20 protein-coding genes are annotated in these 20,631 nt (G+C 28.8%); all 20 read right to left on the bottom strand.

The annotated features are described in order from the left end of the window. Positions 1–114 precede the first annotated feature (114 nt). Complete coding sequence (locus I6E15_RS08455; protein WP_177161839.1) at positions 115–1,344, bottom strand: peptidase U32 family protein; 1,230 nt, start codon at positions 1,342–1,344, stop codon at positions 115–117. 31 nt (positions 1,345–1,375) lie between these two features. After that, positions 1,376–2,716, bottom strand: coding sequence for a replicative DNA helicase (gene dnaB / locus I6E15_RS08450; RefSeq protein ID WP_235247379.1), 1,341 nt, complete (start codon positions 2,714–2,716; stop codon positions 1,376–1,378). Between the two features lie 2 nt (positions 2,717–2,718). Next, entirely contained in the window at positions 2,719–3,165 is a 447-nt protein-coding gene (rplI, locus tag I6E15_RS08445) for a 50S ribosomal protein L9 (protein WP_177161841.1), read from the bottom strand. After that, positions 3,165–4,022 carry a hypothetical protein gene (locus I6E15_RS08440; protein ID WP_235247378.1) on the bottom strand — a complete coding sequence of 286 codons (858 nt, stop codon included), beginning with the start codon at positions 4,020–4,022 and terminating at the stop codon, positions 3,165–3,167. The genes rplI and I6E15_RS08440 overlap by 1 nt, the downstream gene beginning before the upstream one ends. A 7-nt stretch (positions 4,023–4,029) precedes the next feature. After that, positions 4,030–5,463, bottom strand: a complete 1,434-nt coding sequence (dnaX, locus tag I6E15_RS08435; protein WP_235247377.1) for a DNA polymerase III subunit gamma/tau — start codon at positions 5,461–5,463, stop codon at positions 4,030–4,032. Between the two features lie 21 nt (positions 5,464–5,484). Continuing rightward, positions 5,485–6,876 carry a sigma-54-dependent transcriptional regulator gene (locus I6E15_RS08430; protein ID WP_235247376.1) on the bottom strand — a complete coding sequence of 464 codons (1,392 nt, stop codon included), beginning with the start codon at positions 6,874–6,876 and terminating at the stop codon, positions 5,485–5,487. 17 nt (positions 6,877–6,893) lie between these two features. Further along, a complete protein-coding gene (locus I6E15_RS10270; protein ID WP_235247375.1) occupies positions 6,894–7,775 on the bottom strand; it encodes an energy transducer TonB in 882 nt (293 codons plus the stop codon). Between the two features lie 12 nt (positions 7,776–7,787). Beyond that, on the bottom strand, positions 7,788–8,225 hold the full coding sequence (locus tag I6E15_RS08420; RefSeq protein WP_177161846.1) for an ExbD/TolR family protein: 438 nt from the start codon (positions 8,223–8,225) through the stop codon (positions 7,788–7,790). 3 nt (positions 8,226–8,228) lie between these two features. After that, complete coding sequence (locus I6E15_RS08415) at positions 8,229–8,840, bottom strand: MotA/TolQ/ExbB proton channel family protein (RefSeq protein WP_235247374.1); 612 nt, start codon at positions 8,838–8,840, stop codon at positions 8,229–8,231. Between the two features lie 18 nt (positions 8,841–8,858). Further along, positions 8,859–9,215, bottom strand: coding sequence for a hypothetical protein (locus I6E15_RS08410; protein ID WP_177161848.1), 357 nt, complete (start codon positions 9,213–9,215; stop codon positions 8,859–8,861). Positions 9,216–9,248: 33 nt separating this feature from the next. Continuing rightward, the gene (locus tag I6E15_RS08405; protein ID WP_235247373.1) at positions 9,249–12,245 is read right to left on the bottom strand and encodes a tetratricopeptide repeat protein; all 2,997 of its coding nucleotides are present in this window, start codon (positions 12,243–12,245) and stop codon (positions 9,249–9,251) included. 6 nt (positions 12,246–12,251) lie between these two features. Continuing rightward, entirely contained in the window at positions 12,252–12,803 is a 552-nt protein-coding gene (locus I6E15_RS08400; protein ID WP_177161850.1) for a DUF116 domain-containing protein, read from the bottom strand. Positions 12,804–12,933: 130 nt separating this feature from the next. Next, positions 12,934–14,052, bottom strand: coding sequence for a DNA polymerase III subunit beta (gene dnaN, locus I6E15_RS08395; protein ID WP_235247372.1), 1,119 nt, complete (start codon positions 14,050–14,052; stop codon positions 12,934–12,936). A gap of 15 nt (positions 14,053–14,067) precedes the next feature. Continuing rightward, complete coding sequence (locus I6E15_RS08390; RefSeq protein ID WP_177161852.1) at positions 14,068–14,892, bottom strand: sigma-70 family RNA polymerase sigma factor; 825 nt, start codon at positions 14,890–14,892, stop codon at positions 14,068–14,070. 15 nt (positions 14,893–14,907) lie between these two features. Next, complete coding sequence (locus tag I6E15_RS08385; RefSeq protein WP_235247371.1) at positions 14,908–15,921, bottom strand: NAD(P)H-dependent glycerol-3-phosphate dehydrogenase; 1,014 nt, start codon at positions 15,919–15,921, stop codon at positions 14,908–14,910. 23 nt (positions 15,922–15,944) lie between these two features. Then, on the bottom strand, positions 15,945–16,550 hold the full coding sequence (gene plsY / locus I6E15_RS08380; RefSeq protein WP_235247380.1) for a glycerol-3-phosphate 1-O-acyltransferase PlsY: 606 nt from the start codon (positions 16,548–16,550) through the stop codon (positions 15,945–15,947). 183 nt (positions 16,551–16,733) lie between these two features. After that, positions 16,734–18,080 (bottom strand): MATE family efflux transporter, encoded by a 1,347-nt coding sequence (locus I6E15_RS08375; protein ID WP_235247370.1) that lies wholly within the window; start codon positions 18,078–18,080, stop codon positions 16,734–16,736. Between the two features lie 18 nt (positions 18,081–18,098). After that, the gene (gene rfbC / locus I6E15_RS08370; protein WP_235247369.1) at positions 18,099–18,644 is read right to left on the bottom strand and encodes a dTDP-4-dehydrorhamnose 3,5-epimerase; all 546 of its coding nucleotides are present in this window, start codon (positions 18,642–18,644) and stop codon (positions 18,099–18,101) included. Between the two features lie 12 nt (positions 18,645–18,656). Continuing rightward, positions 18,657–19,535, bottom strand: coding sequence for a glucose-1-phosphate thymidylyltransferase RfbA (rfbA, locus tag I6E15_RS08365; RefSeq protein ID WP_235247368.1), 879 nt, complete (start codon positions 19,533–19,535; stop codon positions 18,657–18,659). Positions 19,536–19,626: 91 nt separating this feature from the next. Continuing rightward, on the bottom strand, positions 19,627–20,631 hold a 1,005-nt coding region (locus I6E15_RS08360), incomplete at its 5' end, for a glycosyltransferase (RefSeq protein WP_235247367.1).

The following is a 20,631-nucleotide window of genomic DNA, read 5'->3' as shown; positions in this document are numbered from 1 at the left end:
TTAACTCCTGCATCATACAGGAATCAATCCTTATTAATCAACAATTAAAATATATGTCTAAGAAAATGGGTTCACTACATAACAATCCCTTTATTTTTTTATTTTATATTTTTATTATGCCTCTTCTTTGTATCTTCTTATCATATCCAATACTTCCATATCTTCATCAAGAGTTATTCTTACAACGGAATTTGGATTTGCAACTGTTGTTTCCTCTTCGTGTCCATTTTTTCCTATTAAAGTCATTGTTGGAAGAGTTATTTTTCTTGGATCATATTTTGGAGTAACTACTTCTAACTCCTCTCCGCTCTCAAGTCTATTTCTTATAGCTAAGATATATTGATTATCTCCGATTTTGTCTATAACTTTTGCTACAAGTTGATGAGTTTGGCTGTAAGAGTTTCTATCGTTGTAGTTTTGAGCCTCTGCTCCCGGTCTTCCGTGATAGAATCCTTCAGTATAAAGTCTGTGAGAAGTTGACTCTAATTCTTTTATCCATTTTTCTTCAAAAGAATAATTTCCAGCATAATATTTATCAATAGCCTCTCTATATGTTTTAACAACATTAGCTACATAATATATTCCTTTCATTCTTCCTTCGATTTTTAATGAATCTACTCCAGCTGCTAAGATTTCATCTATCATTCTTATAGTACAAAGATCTTTTGAACTGAAGATAAATGTTCCATGTTCATCTTCAAATACTGGCATATATTCTCCCGGTCTTTTTTCTTCCATTAGAGAATATCTCCATCTACAAGATTGAGCACAGTCTCCTCTATTTGCATCTCTTCCTGTCATATAGTTACTTAAAAGACATCTTCCAGAAATAGACATACACATTGCTCCGTGGATAAATACTTCTATCTCAATATCTGGAACTTTTGCTTTTATCTCTTTTATATTTTCTAAAGAGATTTCTCTTGCAAGAACAACTCTTCTTGCTCCCATATCTCTCCAAGCTTTAACTGATACCCAGTTTGTATTACTTGCTTGTGTACTTACACTTATTGAAAGATTTGAGTTTTGTTTTACTATTTGGAAAACTCCAAGGTCAGCAACTATAACTCCGTCAACATTTATGCTTTCCAAAAATTTTACATATTCTGGTAAATCTTCTAATTCTTCATTATGTGGTATTACGTTTAATGTAACATAAACTTTTTTTCCAAGGCTGTGAGCATACTCAACAGTCTTTGTTAATTCTTCGTCAGAAAAATTATTGCTCCCTGCTCTTAGGTTAAATGCCTTTCCTCCTAAAAATACTGCATCAGCACCATAGTGAAAAGCCATCTCCATTTTTTCTATATTACCTGCTGGAGCTAGTAATTCTACTTTTTTCATTATATCTCCTTCTATTAAAAAAATTTAAAAACTAATCTATCTTAGTAGTATAATCACCAAACTTAGTTATTTCGTGGAAGAATCTAAGTTTGACAGTTCCTACTGGTCCGTTTCTCTGTTTACCAATGATTACTTCTGTAATTCCTTTTTCATCAGTATTCTCATTATAATAATCATCACGGTATAAAAATATTACCATATCGGCGTCTTGTTCGATAGCTCCTGATTCTCTCAAGTCTGAAAGCATCGGTCTTCTATCAGCTCTTTGTTCTGGAGCTCTGGAAAGTTGAGAAAGTGCTACTATTGGCACGTCAAGTTCTCTTGCAATTCCTTTTAATGAACGAGAAATATCTGATATTTCTTGTTGTCTGTTATCTCCTTTTCCTGTTCCTTTTATAAGTTGAAGATAGTCGATAACTATTGCGTCAAGTCTACCCATAGCTTTTAATTTTCTAGCTATTGATCTTATCTCAAGAACATTTACACTTGGAGTATCAGCAATGTGGATTTTTGCCTCAGAAAGTTGTCCACAAGCTATACCGATTTTTCCCCATTCGTCATCAGTTAAGAATCCATTTCTTATTTTTTGAAGTCCTATACCTGATTGAATAGCCAAAAGTCTTTGTAAAAGTTGAGCACTAGACATCTCAAGACTGAATAATAAAACTCCCTTTTCCTCTCTAGCTGCCATTGTAAGAGCTATATTTAATGCAAAAGCTGTTTTTCCCATAGAAGGTCTCGCAGCTAATATTATCAAATCAGATGGATGAAATCCACTTGTTTTTTCATCAAAAACACTAAATCCAGAAGATATTCCTGTTGTTGCACCTTTATTTTTTACTATAACTTCTAATCTTTTTAACTCCTCAGTTATAGCCTCTCTTATATTTACTATATCTTTAGAGTCTTTATTTTCAGCTATTTTAAAAATTAAACCCTCTGCTTTATCCAAAATCATATCAGCATCTTCATAACCATCATAAGCCATCTCAACAATTTTTGTTCCAGCCTCTCCAAGTTTTCTAAGAAGTGCTTTCTCTTTAACTATTTTTGCATAGGACATAAGATTAGCAGCTGTCGGTACACCTTTGATTATCTCCATCAAAAGTTCTTCGCCGTTAATCTCATCACATTTTCCCATTTTTCTAAGTTTTTCTAATATCAAAACTGGGTCAATACTCTCTTGATTGCTATAACATTCACTCATAGCCTCAAAAATATATCTGTGAGCTACTTTATAGAAATCATCTCTTCCTACAACTCCTATGACTTCTCCAAAAGCATCTGGTTTTAAAAATATCCCTCCTAGTACAGACCTCTCTGCCTCCATACTACTTGGAACAGTTTTAAATAATTCTTTTTTATCTTCCATTTCTATCCTTTTGTTACTACAGTCATTTCAGCTTTAACTTCTGGATGTAATTTTAAAACTGCTTTGTGTTCTCCTAATGCTTTTATACTACAATCTATTTTTTTTCTGTCAATTTTTACATTGAATTTTTTTTCTAATTCAGCTGAAACTTCTTTATTTGTTATAGCACCAAATAATTTTCCATTTTCTCCAACTTTAACTTCGATAACTAATTTTTCTTTTTCTAATCTTTCTTTTAAAGCGATTGCTTTTTGTTTTTCTTCTTCATTTCTTTTTTCATCTTTTTTCTTTTGATTTTCTATTCTTTTTAATTCTTCAGCAGTAGCAATTATCCCTTTATTATTTTTTAATATAAAGTTTTTAGCATATCCGTCAGATACAGATATTAAATCCCCTTTTCTTCCTTGTCCTGCTACGTCTTGTGTTAAAATAACTTGTATTTTTGCCATTATCTTTTTCCTCCGTTGTTTAATTTCACTATATGTATTTTTATAAAATCAAAGCACTCTAACGCTCCTATAATAAAAGTAATTCCTGAAAAATAGAATCCCACAGCTAGAGCTCCCATTTGACTTATTATGCTATTATTTATTTTACTATTAATTAGATTATAAATCAACTTTATTCCGTATAAAGCATAAGATATTTTTAAAATTGCCAAAGTATTTACAGCTATTACTTTTCCAAAGCTAGCATATCTACTTACAAAAAACGCAATTATATAAATAATTATCCATTGATAAGATATTTTCCAATCTTTATACTCTTTTTTCTTAAGAATTAAATATGAAAAATATGCAATAGCTCCTGTATAAATATATAATAGGAATATTCTATATTTTGTTGCATAATTAAATATCATACTTAAGTCCCTTTGACTTATTCCATATTGATTAGTATATACATCAGTTATAGTTTTTTTAAGTACTTCCAATGTGTCACTAGCTTGCCCTAAGAATAATATCATCAAAACTGTTGAAACTATGCTTGTAATTATTATTCTATCAAAAATCTTTATTTCCATTTTTGTCTGAAGAGTTTCAAACATATAATAAAAAACCTCTATTACCAAAAATAAAGATACATAAAGCATAAGTGTCATTTTACTAACAAATCCTATAAGTAAAAATAGAGCTGTATTCACTATGAATATTTGTTTTTGATTTAATTTTTGATTAGCTCTTATTTTATACACTGGGAATATAAAACTTGTTAGAGGAAATATCATCGCCACATTAAATATTAAAAAAGAAACTGCCACTGTTTTTAATACCTCTATGACTTCAAATCTCTCACTTAATCTCATCTATTTTCTACTCCTCTGAAAAATATGCCAAGATATCCTTAGTCATATTCTCATTTCTTTTTTCGTCAATTTTTCTATCCTTTTTAAAGAAATAACTTAGTTTTAATTGGGTATTCATAACCTTTTGAACTATCTCTTGGAATGGAAGATTATAATAATCTGATTCCATTTGTTCCTTAGAAAACTCATTCTCTCTAAATCCTATACAAAGCTCATCATCTTGTAACTTCATAGGAAAAGCATCTGCTAGAAAAGCCTTATATGTAGGTTTTTCATCTTTTGCCATTTTTAAAATATCGTTCCATTTAGATTTTACCTCTTCTAAAGTAATAGATATTTTTTTAGCTTGTGTTTCTTCTCCATCAGTTACAGATTTTGTTTCCACAGGAACTTCCCTATAAATTATCTCTTGTTTTACCTCTTTTTGAGTGTTTATTATAGTATTTAACACCACATACCCAAGAAGTCTTTTATCCTCTTCATACTTAAATTTATTTAGGCTATCAAAAACTCCTCCGATTATTTTTAATCCTTGACTGACTTCTATATTTCCTGCAAAAGTTTCATCTTTTATATATTTTGCAAAATCTTTAAAAAATTTCTCAATATCAATTGATTCTATCCAAAGTTTTTCTAAAAACTCCACACCCTTTTGTAAAGATGTTCTCTTTATTATATCATAAAAATCTCTTAAAAGACTTTTCGGTGTAATTCCTATTGTCTTACTTGTAGATTCCTCTGTTATACTCTCTCCAAGATTTGATATGATTACTCTCTCTAAAATAGAGATAGCATCTCTCATACTTCCTCCTGAAGTTTCGTATATTATCTCTAAACTTCCATCATCTATCTTTATATTTTCTTTTTCACAAATATCAGAAAGTTTATTTTTTACCTCTTGATAGCTCAAAGTTTTAAAATCATATCTTTGACATCTTGAGATTATTGTTGGAAGTATTTTATCTGGCTCTGTTGTAGCAAGTATAAAAATTACGTGTTCAGGTGGTTCTTCTAAAGTTTTTAGTAAAGCGTTAAAAGCCTCTTTAGTCAACATATGAACTTCATCTATTATATATATTTTTTTTCTTCCTTTTGAGGGTTGATAATTTATCTTATCTTTTAGTTCTCTTATCTCATCTATCCCTCTGTTTGAAGCAGCATCTATCTCTATTAAATCAATAAAACTTCCTCTGTCTATTTCTCTACAAGCCTCACACTCATTACAGGGTGTACTGCTTATACCATTTTTCAAGCAGTTTACACCTTTAGCTATAAGTCTTGCTGACGTTGTTTTACCAACTCCTCTTGGACCATTAAAAAGATATGCGTGAGCTAATTTATTATTATCCAAAGAGTTTTTTAAAGTTTTTATTATATCAGATTCTCCTGCCACTTCTTCAAAAGTTTTAGGTCTATATTTTCTATAAAGTGTCATATGCATAGTTTATCTCCCATAGGAAAATTATTCTAACTCATAATTTCCCATCTTAGTTCTTAAAGTATTTCTTGTGATTCCTAAAATCTCTGCTGTTTCTACTCTCTTTCCACTAGTTATTTCTAAAACTTGTCTTATAAGTTCTTTTTCTACTTTTGATATTACATTTGCGTAATAAGCACCTTTTCCACTAGCTTGGAAAGCTGAAATCTCTCCCTCTATCCAGTCTGCTAAAATCCAGTCTTGAATATCTCCCTTTCTCTTAACAGGTCTATTTCCTAATACATTATTTGGTAAATCTTCCACAAGGATTGAGTTTCCTCTACATAGAGCCACTGCTGATTTTATAGCATTTTTAAGTTCTGTTACATTTCCTGGCCAATCGTATCTCATAATTTTTTTGATAGCTGGTTTACTAACACCTTTTACAGCTTTATTAAGCTCAGCATTACACTCAGCTAAATATTTATCTATTATAAATGGAATGTCATCTTTTCTCTCTCTTAAAGGTGGAATTGTTATTTCTAAAACTTTTAATTTATGGTAAAGTTCTTCAATAAAAGTTCCATTTGTGATTGCCTCTTCTAAGTTTGCACTAGTTGTAGCAATAATTCTTATATCAGTTTTTATTGGGTCTGCTCCTCCCATTCTAAAGAACTCTTTTTCTTGTAATAGATAAAGTATTTTTGATTGAATATCTAAGTTTAAAAACTCTATATTTCCAAGATGAAGTGTTCCACCGTTAGCTTTTTCCAAATCTCCTGCTTGTGAGAATATAGCTCCCTCAAAAGCTCCCTTTTCATATCCAAACAATCTTCTTTCTAATAAAGAATTTTGGAAAGATGTACAGTTGATACTAATGAAAGGTTTTTTAGCAGAATCACTAAATTGATGAATAGAAGTGGCTACACTTTTCTTTCCTGTTCCTTTTTCTCCAACTATAAGAACTGGAACTCTACTTATAGCAACCTTTCCTATTTTTTTATAAACCTCAACTATCTCTTTAGTTTGTCCGATAAGTCTTTCACCAGTATTTTTATTTTTATCCACTCTCTCTGCCATAAGTTTATGATCTTTTACAGATTTTTCTATAATTTTTATTATCTCATCAGTTTCAACTGGCTTTAAAATATAATCATAAGCCCCTGCCTTAATACTTCCAGCTACAACTTTTAAGTTTGAACTTTGACCTAAAACTATTATAACAGCTTTCTTTTGAAATTCCTCTATTTTTTTTATAATATTTATCAAAGTATCAACAGGAAGTTGCATCTCCTCTACCAATACACATTCATATCTTCTATCTTTTAAAGCTTCTATAAAATCAGTTACATTTTCTACAACTTTGATTTCATTATCTATATTATTTTCTAGCTTTTCCTTTAGTTCAACCTCTATTCTAAATCCTAATATGTTCATCTGCTTTCTCTCCTTTATTATACTCCTTTTAATTTGAAAGTATAATCTAATATAACTTTTCCTTTTATTCTTAGTCCATGTTTACTTAAGTATATTTTCCAAGTACGTCCAATATTTTCTATAGCTCTATTTATCTCAGGAACTCCACTTCCTTTTATAATTGTAAGGCTTAGGACTTCTCCCTTTTCATTTACATCAAGTCTTACTTTTACAGTTCCTTGTAATCCTCTAAGTTCCGCTTTTTCTGGATAAACAGGTTCTTTATTGGAAGAATCCCATCTAGCAATAATATCTCCATCTTCAAGTCCTAATTTATATCCACTAGGTAATCCTTCCACTCTTCCTTTATCAACTTTTATATTTTCAAAAGAAAGATTTTTATCAGAATTTAATGTTAAATTTTCATCTTCTGTATTAGACATAATTTTATCTATTATTTTTGAGTCACTAAAAACAGATTTTTCTTTTTCTAATCCAGGATTGTCCTCTCTCTCATATTTAAGCTCTTTTTTATAAGACATTGCAGCATTTTCTAATTGATTATTTTTCTTGAAAGTTTTTTCCTTTTGAGTAGAAATAATTTCAAAAGATGGTGCTTGTATTGACTTTGAAAGTTCCACAAGACTTAAATTTTTCTCTTTCTTAACTTCTACTTTATTTTCTATAACTTTATCAGTAGTTGTTTTTACTATCTCTTTCTTTTCAGTCTTTTCTTTTGCTGGAAGAGTCTTATTATTTGCTTTAGAATATGTTTTCTCTTTTTCTAAGGCTACAAGACCAACTTTTAACTTCTTATCTCCTACATCTTCTGTTTGTAAACTAGGCAATATCAGTATAAGTCCTATATTAAGAGCTGAGGCTACAATAAAAGATAAAAAATCATTTTTCTTAATTCCCACAACACTCAACTCCTATTTTTGAAATACTGTATCTATATCTAGTTGCTCTGCACCTGCCTCTTTAGAAAGAGTCATAATTTCCACTATAAATCCATAATCAAGTGTTTTATCTCCACTTATTACAACAGCTTTATTTTCTGATTCAGCTAACACTTTTGATAACTCTCTCTTTAAGTTAGCTTTCTTTATAAGAATTTTTTTATTTTCTTTTCCATCTTGGTATTTTAGGAAAATCTCTTTTGAATTTGTCAAGCTAAGTTGTACTTCTTTTACTGTTTTTACCTCTCTAATTGTAGATTGAGGCAAATCAATTTTTATTCCTGTATCAATATCTTCAAAAGTTGTCGCTACCAAGAAAAATATCAATAAAAGAAAGACAACGTCTATAAGAGGAGTCATTTCTAAAATAATATTTTGATTATTTCTTCTTCTATATCTTTCTATTTTCATAACCTATCTCCTAAAGTAATTGATAACCTCTGTACTTGCTTTTTCCATATCATTAATAGTATTATCGATTTTTTTATTGTAATAGTTGTAAATTATCATAGCAGGAATTGCTACAAATAATCCTCCAGCTGTTGTAAATAGTGCCTCAGATATTCCTTCTGCTAAAACTGCTGCATCTCCTGTACCGTGAATTGCTACTGCTTGGAAAGCTTTTATCATACCTGTAACTGTTCCTAAAAGTCCTAAAAGTGGTGTTACGTGAGCTACCATTGATAAAACCCACATATTTTTTTCTAGACGACTTATTTCTGATAGAGCTGACTCTCTAGCTTTTTCTTCTAAAGTAGTTATATTAGCTGTCTTTGTTTTTGCCCAGATAGCTAATACATCTTTTACAACTCTACCACTAGCAGATTTAGAATTTCCCAAAAATTCAATAGCACCTTTTATATCATTTTCTTCTAAATATTTTTGAAACCTATCTCTTATATCATCAAATTTGTTTCTCTCTGATAAAATAAAGTAAAAAAATCTCTCAATAATAACTGTTGTTCCTAGAATAGACATACCTGCTATGAAGTACATCAATATTCCACCTTTTTCTATCCAATACATTTTCTATTGTCCTCCTAATTATAAAGCTACTGCTATTCCAGCTACTGCTAATATTCCTAATATAACTTTCCAAATAGATGATTCTTTTTCAACATCTCCAGATAATTCTTTTTTTAATTTTTCATCTTCTCTTAATAAATTAGCTTCTTTTTCCTCTTTTAATTTTTTGTTAGATACATTTAGTCTTGTAGCGTCTACTTTTTCTTGTTCTAACTCTAGCCCCTCTTCTTTTATTTCTCTAACTTCTAGAGTATCTTTATTTACTCCAGTAACCTCTTTGTCTATTAAAACATTGCTTTGTTGAACTACCTGATTTTCTGCTGAATAAACTCCTAAACTCATTGCTAACATTAATAATAAAACAGTTTTTTTCATTCCTTACCTCCGTTTTTATTTTTCCTTAAGTTTTTATTTTTTTGTTTCAGTTACTTCTTTAGTTTCAACTGGTACTTCTTTTACTTCTGATTTTATCTCATTAGATTGTATATCCTCTTTTACTGACATCTCAGCTTTCTCGATTTCAGAAGATTCTCCTTCTACTTCAACTTCATTTTCTAAAACTTTGATTTTATCAACTATATCTTTGTATTTATCAGCTGACAATTTATTTATCTTACTTAACTCATCATAATATTTTACAACATTTTCTTTATTTTCTTGTTGTAAACTTATATATAATAGTTTTTCTAAAATAAATTCGTGATACTCACTAGCTTTTGGATTTCTGTCTATCTCTTCATAAGCAGATACAGCTTTTTTATAATCTTTATTCATTTCATAAACTTCAGCTAATTTTATTTGAGCTGGTATTACATAATCACTTTGTGGATAAAGTACAAATACTTTTGTAAGAGTTACTTCAGCCTCACCAAGTTTTCCTTCTTTAGTATATATATTTCCAATCATATATAGAGCATAGTCTTTATAAGAACTTATATCTAATTTGTCTATATCTTGATAATATTTTAAAGCCTCTTTATATTTTTGACTTGAATATTCGTCATCAGCTAGATTTTTTAAAGCATAATCTTTATAATCTTTTGATTTAAGAAGAACTTTTTCTGACTTTCTAGCCTCGTCAAACATCTCTTGACTTCTATAATAAACTGAACTGTAATAAGCTTTTTTATAAGTATCGTTTAGTTTATCTATCCAAACTTTTGCCTCTTTCTTATCATTTGATAGAAGAGTAATATCAATTATTTTCTCTAATGTAGAATCTTTTTCATCTTTGCTAGTCATCTTAGCATATAGATTTTTATATTCTTCCAAAGCTTTAGACATATCTCCTTTTTCAACTAATACCTTTCCTCTTATTATCATAAGATTTTTCATATATGTTGATTTTGGATAAGTCTTAGCAAAAATCTCACTCTCTCCCAAGAATTTATCAACTTGATTTAGAGATAAATAGCATTGAAGTTTCCAATAGTTTGCTCCCTCTCTATAATCTTTTTGATATTTTTTATCATTTCCAATTTCTTGGAATAACTCTAGAGCTTTTACATAATCTTTCTCAGCAAAATATGTATCAGCTATTTGATACTTAGCATAAGAATATCTTCCTCTATATTTTTGTAAGATTGTAAAATATTCTCTAGCTCTTTTGAAGTTTTCCATTCTATAATAAGAGATACCAATAATATCTATAATATCATCTATTCTATAAGCCTCTTTATTTGAAATATAAGCTCTACCATCAGTTAAAACTGTTTGATATTTTTCCCATAAGAAATTATTTTTTATTGTTGAATATCTTACTTTTTCATCTAATTTAGGGTCTATTCCCTCTTTTTTATTAAGTTCCCCAAAAAACTCATTAGCTTTTGGATAGTTTCCTATTCCCATATAAGCAATACCTTTTAGGTACTCATTGTCATCTGTTGGCTCTAAAGTATTTAGATATTCTAAAACCTCAGTATATTTTTTCTCATTTACTAAAAGATCTACCAGTTTGTTAGTCATTCCAACTTCATTTTCTGTGGCTAAAAACTCTTTATAAGTATTTTCAGCCTTTGCCATATTTTTATTTTTATAATAGAACTCTCCTAAAAGAGTATAGATATCTTTTTTATAAGTTTTATCCTCTGGATATTTTTCCTTATACTCTGCCAAGATACTTTCCATTAATTTATCATCATCTAATTTTCTTCCAACTACCATTTTTCTATAAAGATTTTCAAGCTCTGGGTAATCTTTATAAACTTCGCAGTAATAATCATAAGATTTTTGATATTCTTCTAGCTCATAAGCTGAGTTTGCAAATACAACTCTAACATCATTATATTTTTTACTGTCCATTAGATAGTCGTTAAGAGTTGGCTCATATTTTAAAACCTCAGCATAATTTTTAAGATTGTAATATGATAAAATCTCATAATATTGTGCATCTGTTTTATATTTTGGAGAGTCAATCTTTTTAAATTCCTTGATTGCTCTATCGAAGTTATTTTCTTTAAAATAAGCATAGGCATAAGCATATTGAGTTCCTTGGTCTTTAGTTGGTATCTTATCAAAGAAGTCAATAGCTCTTGTATATTCTCCCTTAGTTATAAAGAAACTTCCAAAAACTTTTGAGGCTTTTACTATATCAGCTTTATCTGTAAGAGTTGAATAAAGTCTTAGAGCTTTTGTTGCCTCACTTCTATTTAAGTATATCTCTATTAAAACTAATTTTCCCTTTAGACTATAAGAATCATTTGGAAAGTTTTTTAAACCTGATTCTAAATATTCAATAGCTTTATTTATATTGTTTAGTCTATAGTTTAAAACTCCATAAAGATATGTTATAAGTGGTAAATCTTTATTTTTAATATTCATATTATTATATACGTTTACAGAGTTTAAAGCTTCTTGATGTCTTCCAAGGTTTAAAAGAACCAAAGATTTATAAAGATAAGAATTTTCTAAGTTTGCTCCTTGTAAAGAAATTGCCTCGTTAAAATGAGCTAGTGCCTCTTCATTTCTTCCATTATTTAGAAGAATAATTCCACTTTCGTAGTCTGTCATCTCGTTTACTTCTTCGTCTAATCTTATTATATTTTTATAATAACCTGATTTTGTTTTATCATTTTCTAAAAGAGCGATTCTGTAAAGATATGAATAAGCCTCATTTTTTTCAGATTTTTTTATCTTATACTCTGTCATATATTTATTAAAATAAGTTTTTGACTCTTCATAGTTTCCATTTAGATAGCTTATAATCCCAATTCTTTTACATAAATCTTTGTTATATTTTGATTTTGGATAGATATTTAAGAATTTTTTTGATTCTTGAATAGCCATCTCATATCTTCCTTGACCATATAACTCATTAAGAAAAATTATGTCTTCTTTCATTCCACCATAAGCTAAACTGCTAATAAATAAAGAAAATATTAATATCTTTGTAGCATTTTTTCTCACAAGTTTTCACTCTCCTTTATTTAAAACATTATTTAAGACTTTTCTTATCTCCTTAATATCCACATCTGTATTTACACAAGGAGAGTCTTTTATTATATTGAATATTCCATAAACATTCATTGGATACATATCAAATATTCCTGTCACTAAATCTCTTTTACAAGCCACTGCTATTATAAAATCTGGTCTTTCTTTCTTAAGATAAAGTCTTGCTAGTGTTCCCCCAGTAGCCACTTTTACAGATAAACCATATTCCTCTTTCAAAGCTAAGAAATCTCCCATTTTACATTTCCCACATTTTTTACAATTTTTTACATCAGAAGTTATTTTGAATATGCAATCTTCATTTTGAAGACAATGTGGTAGTAAGATAGAAATTTTTTTAGGGGATTTCCCTTTGATATTTTTTAAAACTCTTCTATTGTTATAATTTACTAATTTGTAAGAAAATTTATTGAAAGCTTTTTGGTCTTTTAAGATTTTCTCTTCAAAAAAATAACATACAAAATAATAATTATATACCAATTTCGTCATAATATTTTTAAAAAATTTGGTCATAATTTTACCCCATGTAGAATTTTTTTTATACACCAAATTATATCATATTTTTATCGCTATTTCAATTTCTTGTGTAATTTTTTTACAAAAAAAAGGAAAGGTTTTTCCCCTTTCCTTTATTTTTCAATTCTTAATCTTTTAGAGCTAGTGGCATAACAATGTATATATATTTATCATTTCCCTCTTCTATGATTTTTACAGAGCTATTTGCCTCTTTTAATTCTATGATTATATTTTTCTCATTATCTAAGTTTTGCATAAACTCCAATAGGAATTTTACATTTAAAGATATTCTTAGTGGACTACCCTCATAGTCTATCTTAATATCTTCCACAACTTTTGCTATACTACTTGTACCACTTATCAAAAGTCTTTTATCAGAAAATTCTAATAACGCTCCATTTTTAGCATCTGTATTATTTTTTACAAAGATTTGAACTCTTTTTAATATTTTAGAAAACTCTTCATTCTTTATAATAAATTTTTTATTATAAGTAGCTCCTTCTAAAATTCCTCTATAATTTGGGAAAGTTAACTCAATAATTCTACAAATTATCTCTGTCTCTCCACTTATAAAATAAATATAATTTTTGTTGAATAATACTTTTATAGTTTCTAATGGCTCTACTTTTAAAAGTTTTGTTATAGCGTCAGCAGAATTTAAAGGAATACTTATATTTAATTTACAATCTGTATCAATCTCTTGCTCTAAATAAGTCATACGGTAAGTATCTGTTGTTATAAATCTTGCTACCTTGTCACTAGCCTCTAATCTTATACAATTCATTGCTAGATTTTCACTTCCAGTAGCTGCCGAATATTTTACTTTTTCAAAAACACTTAAAAGTCTTTGCCCCTCTATTGTAAACCAACTTTCAGCCTCATCATAAGAATATTCAATCTTTGGATATTCTTCAGCATTCATTGTAGAAAACTCTGTTGATGAATCTTCAGTCTCTATCACAAGCCCATTTCCTTGGACTTTTAATGATAGTTCTTTTTCAGATAGCTCTTTTACATATTCATCTATTAGTTGAGGTTGAAAAGCCACAACTCCATCTTCTAATACTAAAGCCTCAGCTGTTGATACCATTGTTATTTCTAAATTAGTTCCATAAAAAGTTATTTTCCCATCTTTAGCCTTTAGGTACACACACCCTATTATAGGTTTTACCTTATTTTCAGATATTGCCTTTTCAACAATTCTTAACTTTTTTAGAAATTCTAATCTATCTATCTTTACAAACATTCTTCCTCCCAAATTCTAAATAAAAAGATTATTGTATAGATCTTTCCTATATTTTTTTCTTAATTTTTCCAATGTTTTTTTCTCAAGTTGTCTTACTCTTTCTCTAGTTATACTAAAAGTTTCCCCTATCTCTTCAAGAGTATGGATATCATAGCCATCAAGACCATATCTTCTCTTTAATATCTCTCTTTCTCTAGTAGTAAGATCATTTACCATATTTTTAACTTTTTCTCTACCCATTTTATTTATAAAATCTTTTTCTATATCTGTTTTATCTTGGATAGCCAAAGTATCTTCTAGGAAAATATTTTCTCCTACTTCTTCACTTAAAGACATTATCTCTTGAAAATCAAGACCTGCATCTTCCACAGTTTTTAGTTTTAGATTTAATTTTTCAGCAACCTCTTCATTTGTGGGATATTCTCCAGTTCTTACCATCTCATCTAAAATAAATTTATTTATTTTATTATAAAGATCATATTTATAAGACGGAACTCTTATCTCCCTTCCTTTATTAATAAGAGCCTTACTAATGGACTGTTTTATCCACCAAACAGCATATGTTGAGAAACGATATCCTTTATCCGTATCAAATTTTTCAACTGCGTGAATAAGTCCAATGTTTCCCTCGCTAATCATATCTATCAAAGACATCTTCTTATTCAAATAACTTTTGGCAATACTAACAACAAGACGAAGATTTGACACAATCAATTTATTCTTTGCCTCTATATCTCCAGCTTTTACTTTTAGAAGCAGTTGCTCTTCTTCCTCTTTGGTTAATATTTTATATTTCCTTATATCATTCAAATAAATAGCTACTAGATCCTTTTCTTCCATTAGTACCACCCCAAGCTAAAATTCTTCTTTTAATTCACGTGTCATTAACTCCTCTACCATTTCAGTAGCTTTTTTATCTTCATATATAACTTTGTATATAGCCTCTGTTATTGGCATTGGAACATTTAATTCTCTCGCCTTTTCATACACAGCTTTTACAGTAGGTACTCCCTCAGCTACCATTTTCATTCCATTTAAAATATCAGAAAGTTTTTCTCCCTTTCCTAATTTTTCTCCTACATATCTATTTCTACTATGTTTACTTGCACAAGTAACTATTAAATCTCCTATTCCTGCAAGTCCATTGAATGTTTCTGGATTAGCTCCACATTTTTCTCCAAATCTTATCATCTCTTTTATTCCACGAGTAATAAGTGCAGCCTTTGTATTGTCTCCAAATCCCATTCCATCTGCAATCCCTGCTCCTAAAGCAAGACAGTTTTTAACAGCTCCTCCAAGTTCCACTCCAATCATATCTTCATTTACATATACTCTGAATACTTTTGAATTAAAAATCTCTTGAATTTTTTTAGCATTTTCATATTTTCCAGCTGCAACTATCGTAGTAGGTAATCCCATTGCTACTTCTTCTGCGTGAGTTGGTCCAGAAAGTACAACTATATTATTATGATATTTACCAAAAATCTCATCTTTTATAACATCAGAAAGTCTCATTCCTGTTGAAATTTCTAACCCTTTCCCTGTGTTAACTATCAACAGATCACTTCTTAATTGATTAGAGAATTGAGCCACAACACCTCTTAATACTTGTGATGGAATTGAAAATATAACCACTTTGGCATCTTTAAAAAGATTTTCTTTTTCGTTTGTTACATGTAAATTATCTGGAAATTTTACCCCCGGTAAAAGTTCATTTTCTCTTGTTTTTTCTAATTTTTCTGCTAATTCTTTGTTATATTCCCACATAACAACATCAAAGCAATTTTTTCTAGCCAGTGTCAAAGCTAAAGCTGTCCCCCAGCTACCTGATCCTACTACTACTATTTTTTCCATAAAATCCTTAGGCAATTATATTTTGCCTACCTCCTATTTTATTTTTTAAATACTATTTTCGATTCTGTTCCATTTAAAAGTCTTGTTATATTTGTTTTGTGTTTGTATATAACGAAAACCCCTATAAAAACACTAAGTATTGATAGGGTAAATTTGTCCACTCCATCTTTTGCAGGTAGAATCATTGTCATTATTGGCAAAATTATAGCTGCTGTAATTGAAGAAAGTGATACATATCTTGTGAAGAAAACAACTATTAAAAATCCTAGTGTGGCAATACCAATAGCTTTTGGAGCTAAAAATAAAAATACTCCTAAACTTGTTGCAACCCCTTTTCCTCCTTTAAAATTTAGAAAACAAGAAAAAGAATGTCCTAGTATCGCTATAAGACCAATGACAACAATATATTTTTCAGATACTCCCATTTTACTAGAAATCAAAAGTGGCAAATAACCTTTTAAAGCATCTATCACTAATGTCATAAGCCCATAGACTGCCCCTAAATTTCTATAAGCATTTGTCGCCCCTGAGTTTTTACTTCCCACTGTTCTTATATCTATTCCTTTAAATGTCTTTCCTATCCAAACACCACTTGGGATAGAACCAGCAAAATATGCGAGTAATGATAATAATATATATTTTATCATAATATTTTCTCCTTCTTCTATTATTTTTGTTCTATTGTAATTATTATATCATATTTAGATTTTTTTTCAAATGAAATGTTTCTAAGTTGCGAGGTACATTGAAATATATCGGTTATTAAAGTACTGAAAATATCTAAATAAAAAAATGGTATCAGCATTTTTTAACACCAATACCAAAAATTACAATTCTTTTCTCTTATCAAGATTTCTTTTATTTTTTAGATAATAAAAAAATCCAACTCCATCTGCTAAAATCCAACCAATTGGGATAGACCACCATATTCCTTTTACTCCTATAGCTGGTATCCCTGCCAAAGAATATGAAAGTACAACTCTTGTTCCTAAAGAAACTATTGTAAGAATAAGAGATATTCCCGGTTTTTCAATAGCTCTAAAAAATCCATACAAAAGAAATAAACAACCTATTCCCCAATAAAATACTCCCTCTATACGAAGATATTTTATTCCCTCTTCAATAATTTCTATTTCATTTGGCTGTACAAATATTAACATAAGTTTTTCTGCAAAAATATACACAACCCCAGAAATAAAAATACAAAAAAGAGTTGAGACTTTAATAGCATTTTTTATTCCCTCTTTTATTCTTTTACTCTCTCCTGCTCCATAATTTTGTGCAATAAAAGTTGAAAAAGAATTTCCAAAATCTTGAACTGGCATATAAGCAAAGGAATCAATTTTTACTGCCACTGTAAAAGCTGCCATAATCACTGTACCAAAACTATTAACTAAACCTTGTACCATAAGAATTCCCAAATTCATTATAGATTGTTGCACACAAGTAAGAAATGAGTATTGAGAAATCTCTTTTAATATATTTTTACTAAAAAATTTTTTTGAAAATCCTGAAAATATCCACGAAAATTTATAATATGTATAGATTGCAATTCCTACTCCTGATATTCCTTGAGCAATAACAGTAGCTCCTCCAGCTCCTTTTACTCCCCAGCCAAGCTCAATTACAAACCATAAATCAAGAACTATATTTGTTATAGCCGATATAGCTAAAAAAATAAGTGGAACTACAGAATTTCCCAAAGCTCTTAAAAGAGAGGCAAAGAAATTATATAAAAAAGTAAAACCTATTCCATAGAAAATTATCCAAAGATAATCTTTAGTTATCTTAAAAATATTTTCTGGTATTCTCATAAAATTTATAATTTTATTAATAAATACAAAAGAAAATATATTTATCACAACTGTCACGGCTAAAATAAGAAAAAATGAGACAAAAATACTAGATTTTAATTTTTCTTCATTTCTCTCTCCAAATCTTATAGAAAATAAAGCTCCACTTCCCATACAAAGTCCCAAAAGAATAGATGTAAGAAATATCATAAGAGCGTAGGAAGACCCTACTGCTGCCAAAGCATCTGCTCCCAAAAATTTTCCTACAATAAATGTGTCTGCTATATTATAAAACTGCTGAAGAATATTTCCAGCTATCATAGGAAGAGCAAATAAAAGCATTGTCTTTGTGATATTTCCTTTTGTCAAATCTCTATTCAAAATTTTTCCCCCTGTATTTTAAAAATCCACATCACTTTCTGATAATTTTGGGGCTTTTTTATCTTTTTCTGATAAAATAGGATTTTCTATTCCCCAATCAACATTTATTTCCTCATCATTCCAAATAATATTTCTATCAGATTGTGGGTCATAGTAATTATCAGCTTTGTAAACAAATTCAACATTATCAGTCAAAGTTAAAAATCCGTGAGCAAATCCTCTAGGTATTAAAAATTGTTTTTTATTTTCTTCTGATAAAATACAACCAACCCATTTTTTGTAAGTTTTTGAATTTTTTCTAAGATCTACTGCCACATCAAGAACAGCTCCTCTTACACATCTTACAAGTTTTGCCTGAGATGAGCTACCTTTTTGAAAATGTAATCCACGAAGAGTTCCTTTTTTTTCAGAAAAAGAGTGACTGTCTTGAACAAAATTATAAAATAAACCTGCCTCTTCCATTTTCTTTTGAGACCAGCTCTCCATAAACCAACCTCTATTATCTCCAAAAACTTGAGGTTCTATCATATACAAATCTTTAATTTCTGTTTCTATTACTTTCATATTCTTCTCTCTTTAATATCTTATTTTATTCTCTGCTACCTTTAAAAGATATTGACCATAATTTGATTTTCCATATTTTTTAGCTGATTCTAAAAGAGTTTCTTTATCTATCCATTTATTAAGATAAGCTATCTCCTCTAAAGATGCAATTTGTATTCCTTGACGAGTTTCTATGACTTTTATAAACTCTGTTGCTTCAGCTAACGAATCTACAGTTCCCATATCAAACCAAGCATAACCTCTTCCAAGTGTCACCACATTAAGATTTCCATCTTCAAGATACATTTTATTAAGATCTGTTATCTCTAATTCTCCTCTTTCAGATGGTTTTACCTTTTTTGCAAAATCTACAACCCTATTGTCATAAAAATATAATCCCGTTACACAATAATTTGATTTTGGATTTTCTGGTTTTTCCTCTATTGAGATTGCTTTTCCGTTTGAATCAAATTCTACAATCCCAAATCTCTCTGGATCATTTACATAATATCCAAAAATTGTTGCACCAACTTTTTTTGACTCAGCCCCTCTCAAATGTTTTGACAACCCTGCTCCATAAAAAATATTATCTCCAAGTATCATTGCACAAGAATCATTTCCAATAAATTCTTCTCCTATTAAAAAAGCTTCTGCTAAACCATCAGGACTAGGTTGCTCTGCATAACTTAAATTTATTCCATAGTGACTTCCATTTCCTAAAAGTTTTTTAAAATTTGGTAAGTCTTGTGGTGTTGAAATAATTAAAATATCTTTTATTCCTGCTAACATCAAAGTTGATAATGGATAAAATATCATTGGTTTATCATAAACTGGTAAAAGTTGTTTTGAAGTTACCATTGTAAGTGGATAAAGTCTAGTTCCACTTCCCCCTGCTAAAATTATTCCTTTCATTATTATATTCTCCCCCTTAAAAAAATATAAATAACAATTTTTTATAAAGCAAAATTTTTACCTTCTGATTATATTTTAAATATTTTATTTTTTATAATTCTTCAATAAAATTCTTATATTTATTTATAATTTTTTCTATATAAAATCTTTCTGTAAATTTCTTTGATTTTTCAATATAATTTTTTCTTAATTCATTATTCTTTAATAAACTTTCTACCTTATTAGCCAACTCTTCGTAATTAGCTATCTCAAATATTTCTCCATTTCTTTCTTTTTCTATTAATTCATATGCACCCGTTTTAAAATTTGAACAAATTATTGGAACACCTACACACATTCCTTCTAATAAAACCATCGGAAATCCCTCTTTTCTAGAACTGTGTATCAGTATATCAGCGTTTTTCATATATAAATAAGGATTTTCTTTCATTCCTAATAAGAATACTTGTCCTTCTAAATCTAACTCTTTTATCAATTTATTTAATTTTTCTTTTAAATTTCCATCTCCAATAATAAATAATTTTTCTTTTATTCCTCTTTCTTTTAAAATTTTAAAAGCTTGTATTGTAGTTTTATAATCCTTTGGCTCACTTAATCTTCCAACTGAAATGCAATATTTTTCTTTTAATAATTCTTCTTCTAATTTTTTATCCTCTTCCACTTTTAACTTAATTTTTTCTTCATCTATGAAATTATAAATTACTTTTACTTTATAAGCTAATTCTGGAAATATAGTTTTTATCTCTTGAGCCATTTCTTCACAAATAGCAACTATTTGAGTATAATTATTTAATCTTTTCAACATTCTTACTCTTTTAGAAGGCTTCATTTTTTCTATTGAAAGATGGTTCCAATAAATTTTTCTTTCTATATTTATTTTAGAAATGTATTTTGTAGCCGTTCCTGAATAATCTATAAACATTTTAGCATCTTTATTAAGAGATATATATTTATTTACATTTCTTGCCATTTCTATTTTTTCATAATTCATTAATAAATTATATAGAATTTTATAGAAAATATTTTTCTTTTTATTTTTAATATTTTCTATAATTTTTTCTAACTTTTCACTTTTTAAATATACTATTTTTATATT

Source organism: Fusobacterium perfoetens (assembly GCF_021531475.1).
Taxonomy (GTDB): domain Bacteria; phylum Fusobacteriota; class Fusobacteriia; order Fusobacteriales; family Fusobacteriaceae; genus Fusobacterium_B.
The sequence above is the reverse complement of the archived record's forward strand: the minus strand, read 5'-3'. Positions and strand labels throughout refer to the sequence as shown.

What these genes read in the sequence shown, in the direction of transcription:
- I6E15_RS08455 (WP_177161839.1), bottom strand. Translation starts at nt 1,344, where the DNA reads ATGAAAAAAGTAGAATTACTAGCTCCAGCAGGTAATATAGAAAAAATG.
- dnaB (WP_235247379.1), bottom strand. Translation starts at nt 2,716, where the DNA reads ATGGAAGATAAAAAAGAATTATTTAAAACTGTTCCAAGTAGTATGGAG.
- rplI (WP_177161841.1), bottom strand. Translation starts at nt 3,165, where the DNA reads ATGGCAAAAATACAAGTTATTTTAACACAAGACGTAGCAGGACAAGGA.
- I6E15_RS08440 (WP_235247378.1), bottom strand. Translation starts at nt 4,022, where the DNA reads ATGAGATTAAGTGAGAGATTTGAAGTCATAGAGGTATTAAAAACAGTG.
- dnaX (WP_235247377.1), bottom strand. Translation starts at nt 5,463, where the DNA reads ATGCATATGACACTTTATAGAAAATATAGACCTAAAACTTTTGAAGAA.
- I6E15_RS08430 (WP_235247376.1), bottom strand. Translation starts at nt 6,876, where the DNA reads ATGAACATATTAGGATTTAGAATAGAGGTTGAACTAAAGGAAAAGCTA.
- I6E15_RS08420 (WP_177161846.1), bottom strand. Translation starts at nt 8,225, where the DNA reads ATGAAAATAGAAAGATATAGAAGAAGAAATAATCAAAATATTATTTTA.
- I6E15_RS08415 (WP_235247374.1), bottom strand. Translation starts at nt 8,840, where the DNA reads ATGTATTGGATAGAAAAAGGTGGAATATTGATGTACTTCATAGCAGGT.
- I6E15_RS08410 (WP_177161848.1), bottom strand. Translation starts at nt 9,215, where the DNA reads ATGAAAAAAACTGTTTTATTATTAATGTTAGCAATGAGTTTAGGAGTT.
- I6E15_RS08400 (WP_177161850.1), bottom strand. Translation starts at nt 12,803, where the DNA reads ATGACCAAATTTTTTAAAAATATTATGACGAAATTGGTATATAATTAT.
- dnaN (WP_235247372.1), bottom strand. Translation starts at nt 14,052, where the DNA reads ATGTTTGTAAAGATAGATAGATTAGAATTTCTAAAAAAGTTAAGAATT.
- I6E15_RS08390 (WP_177161852.1), bottom strand. Translation starts at nt 14,892, where the DNA reads ATGGAAGAAAAGGATCTAGTAGCTATTTATTTGAATGATATAAGGAAA.
- rfbC (WP_235247369.1), bottom strand. Translation starts at nt 18,644, where the DNA reads ATGAAAGTAATAGAAACAGAAATTAAAGATTTGTATATGATAGAACCT.
- rfbA (WP_235247368.1), bottom strand. Translation starts at nt 19,535, where the DNA reads ATGAAAGGAATAATTTTAGCAGGGGGAAGTGGAACTAGACTTTATCCA.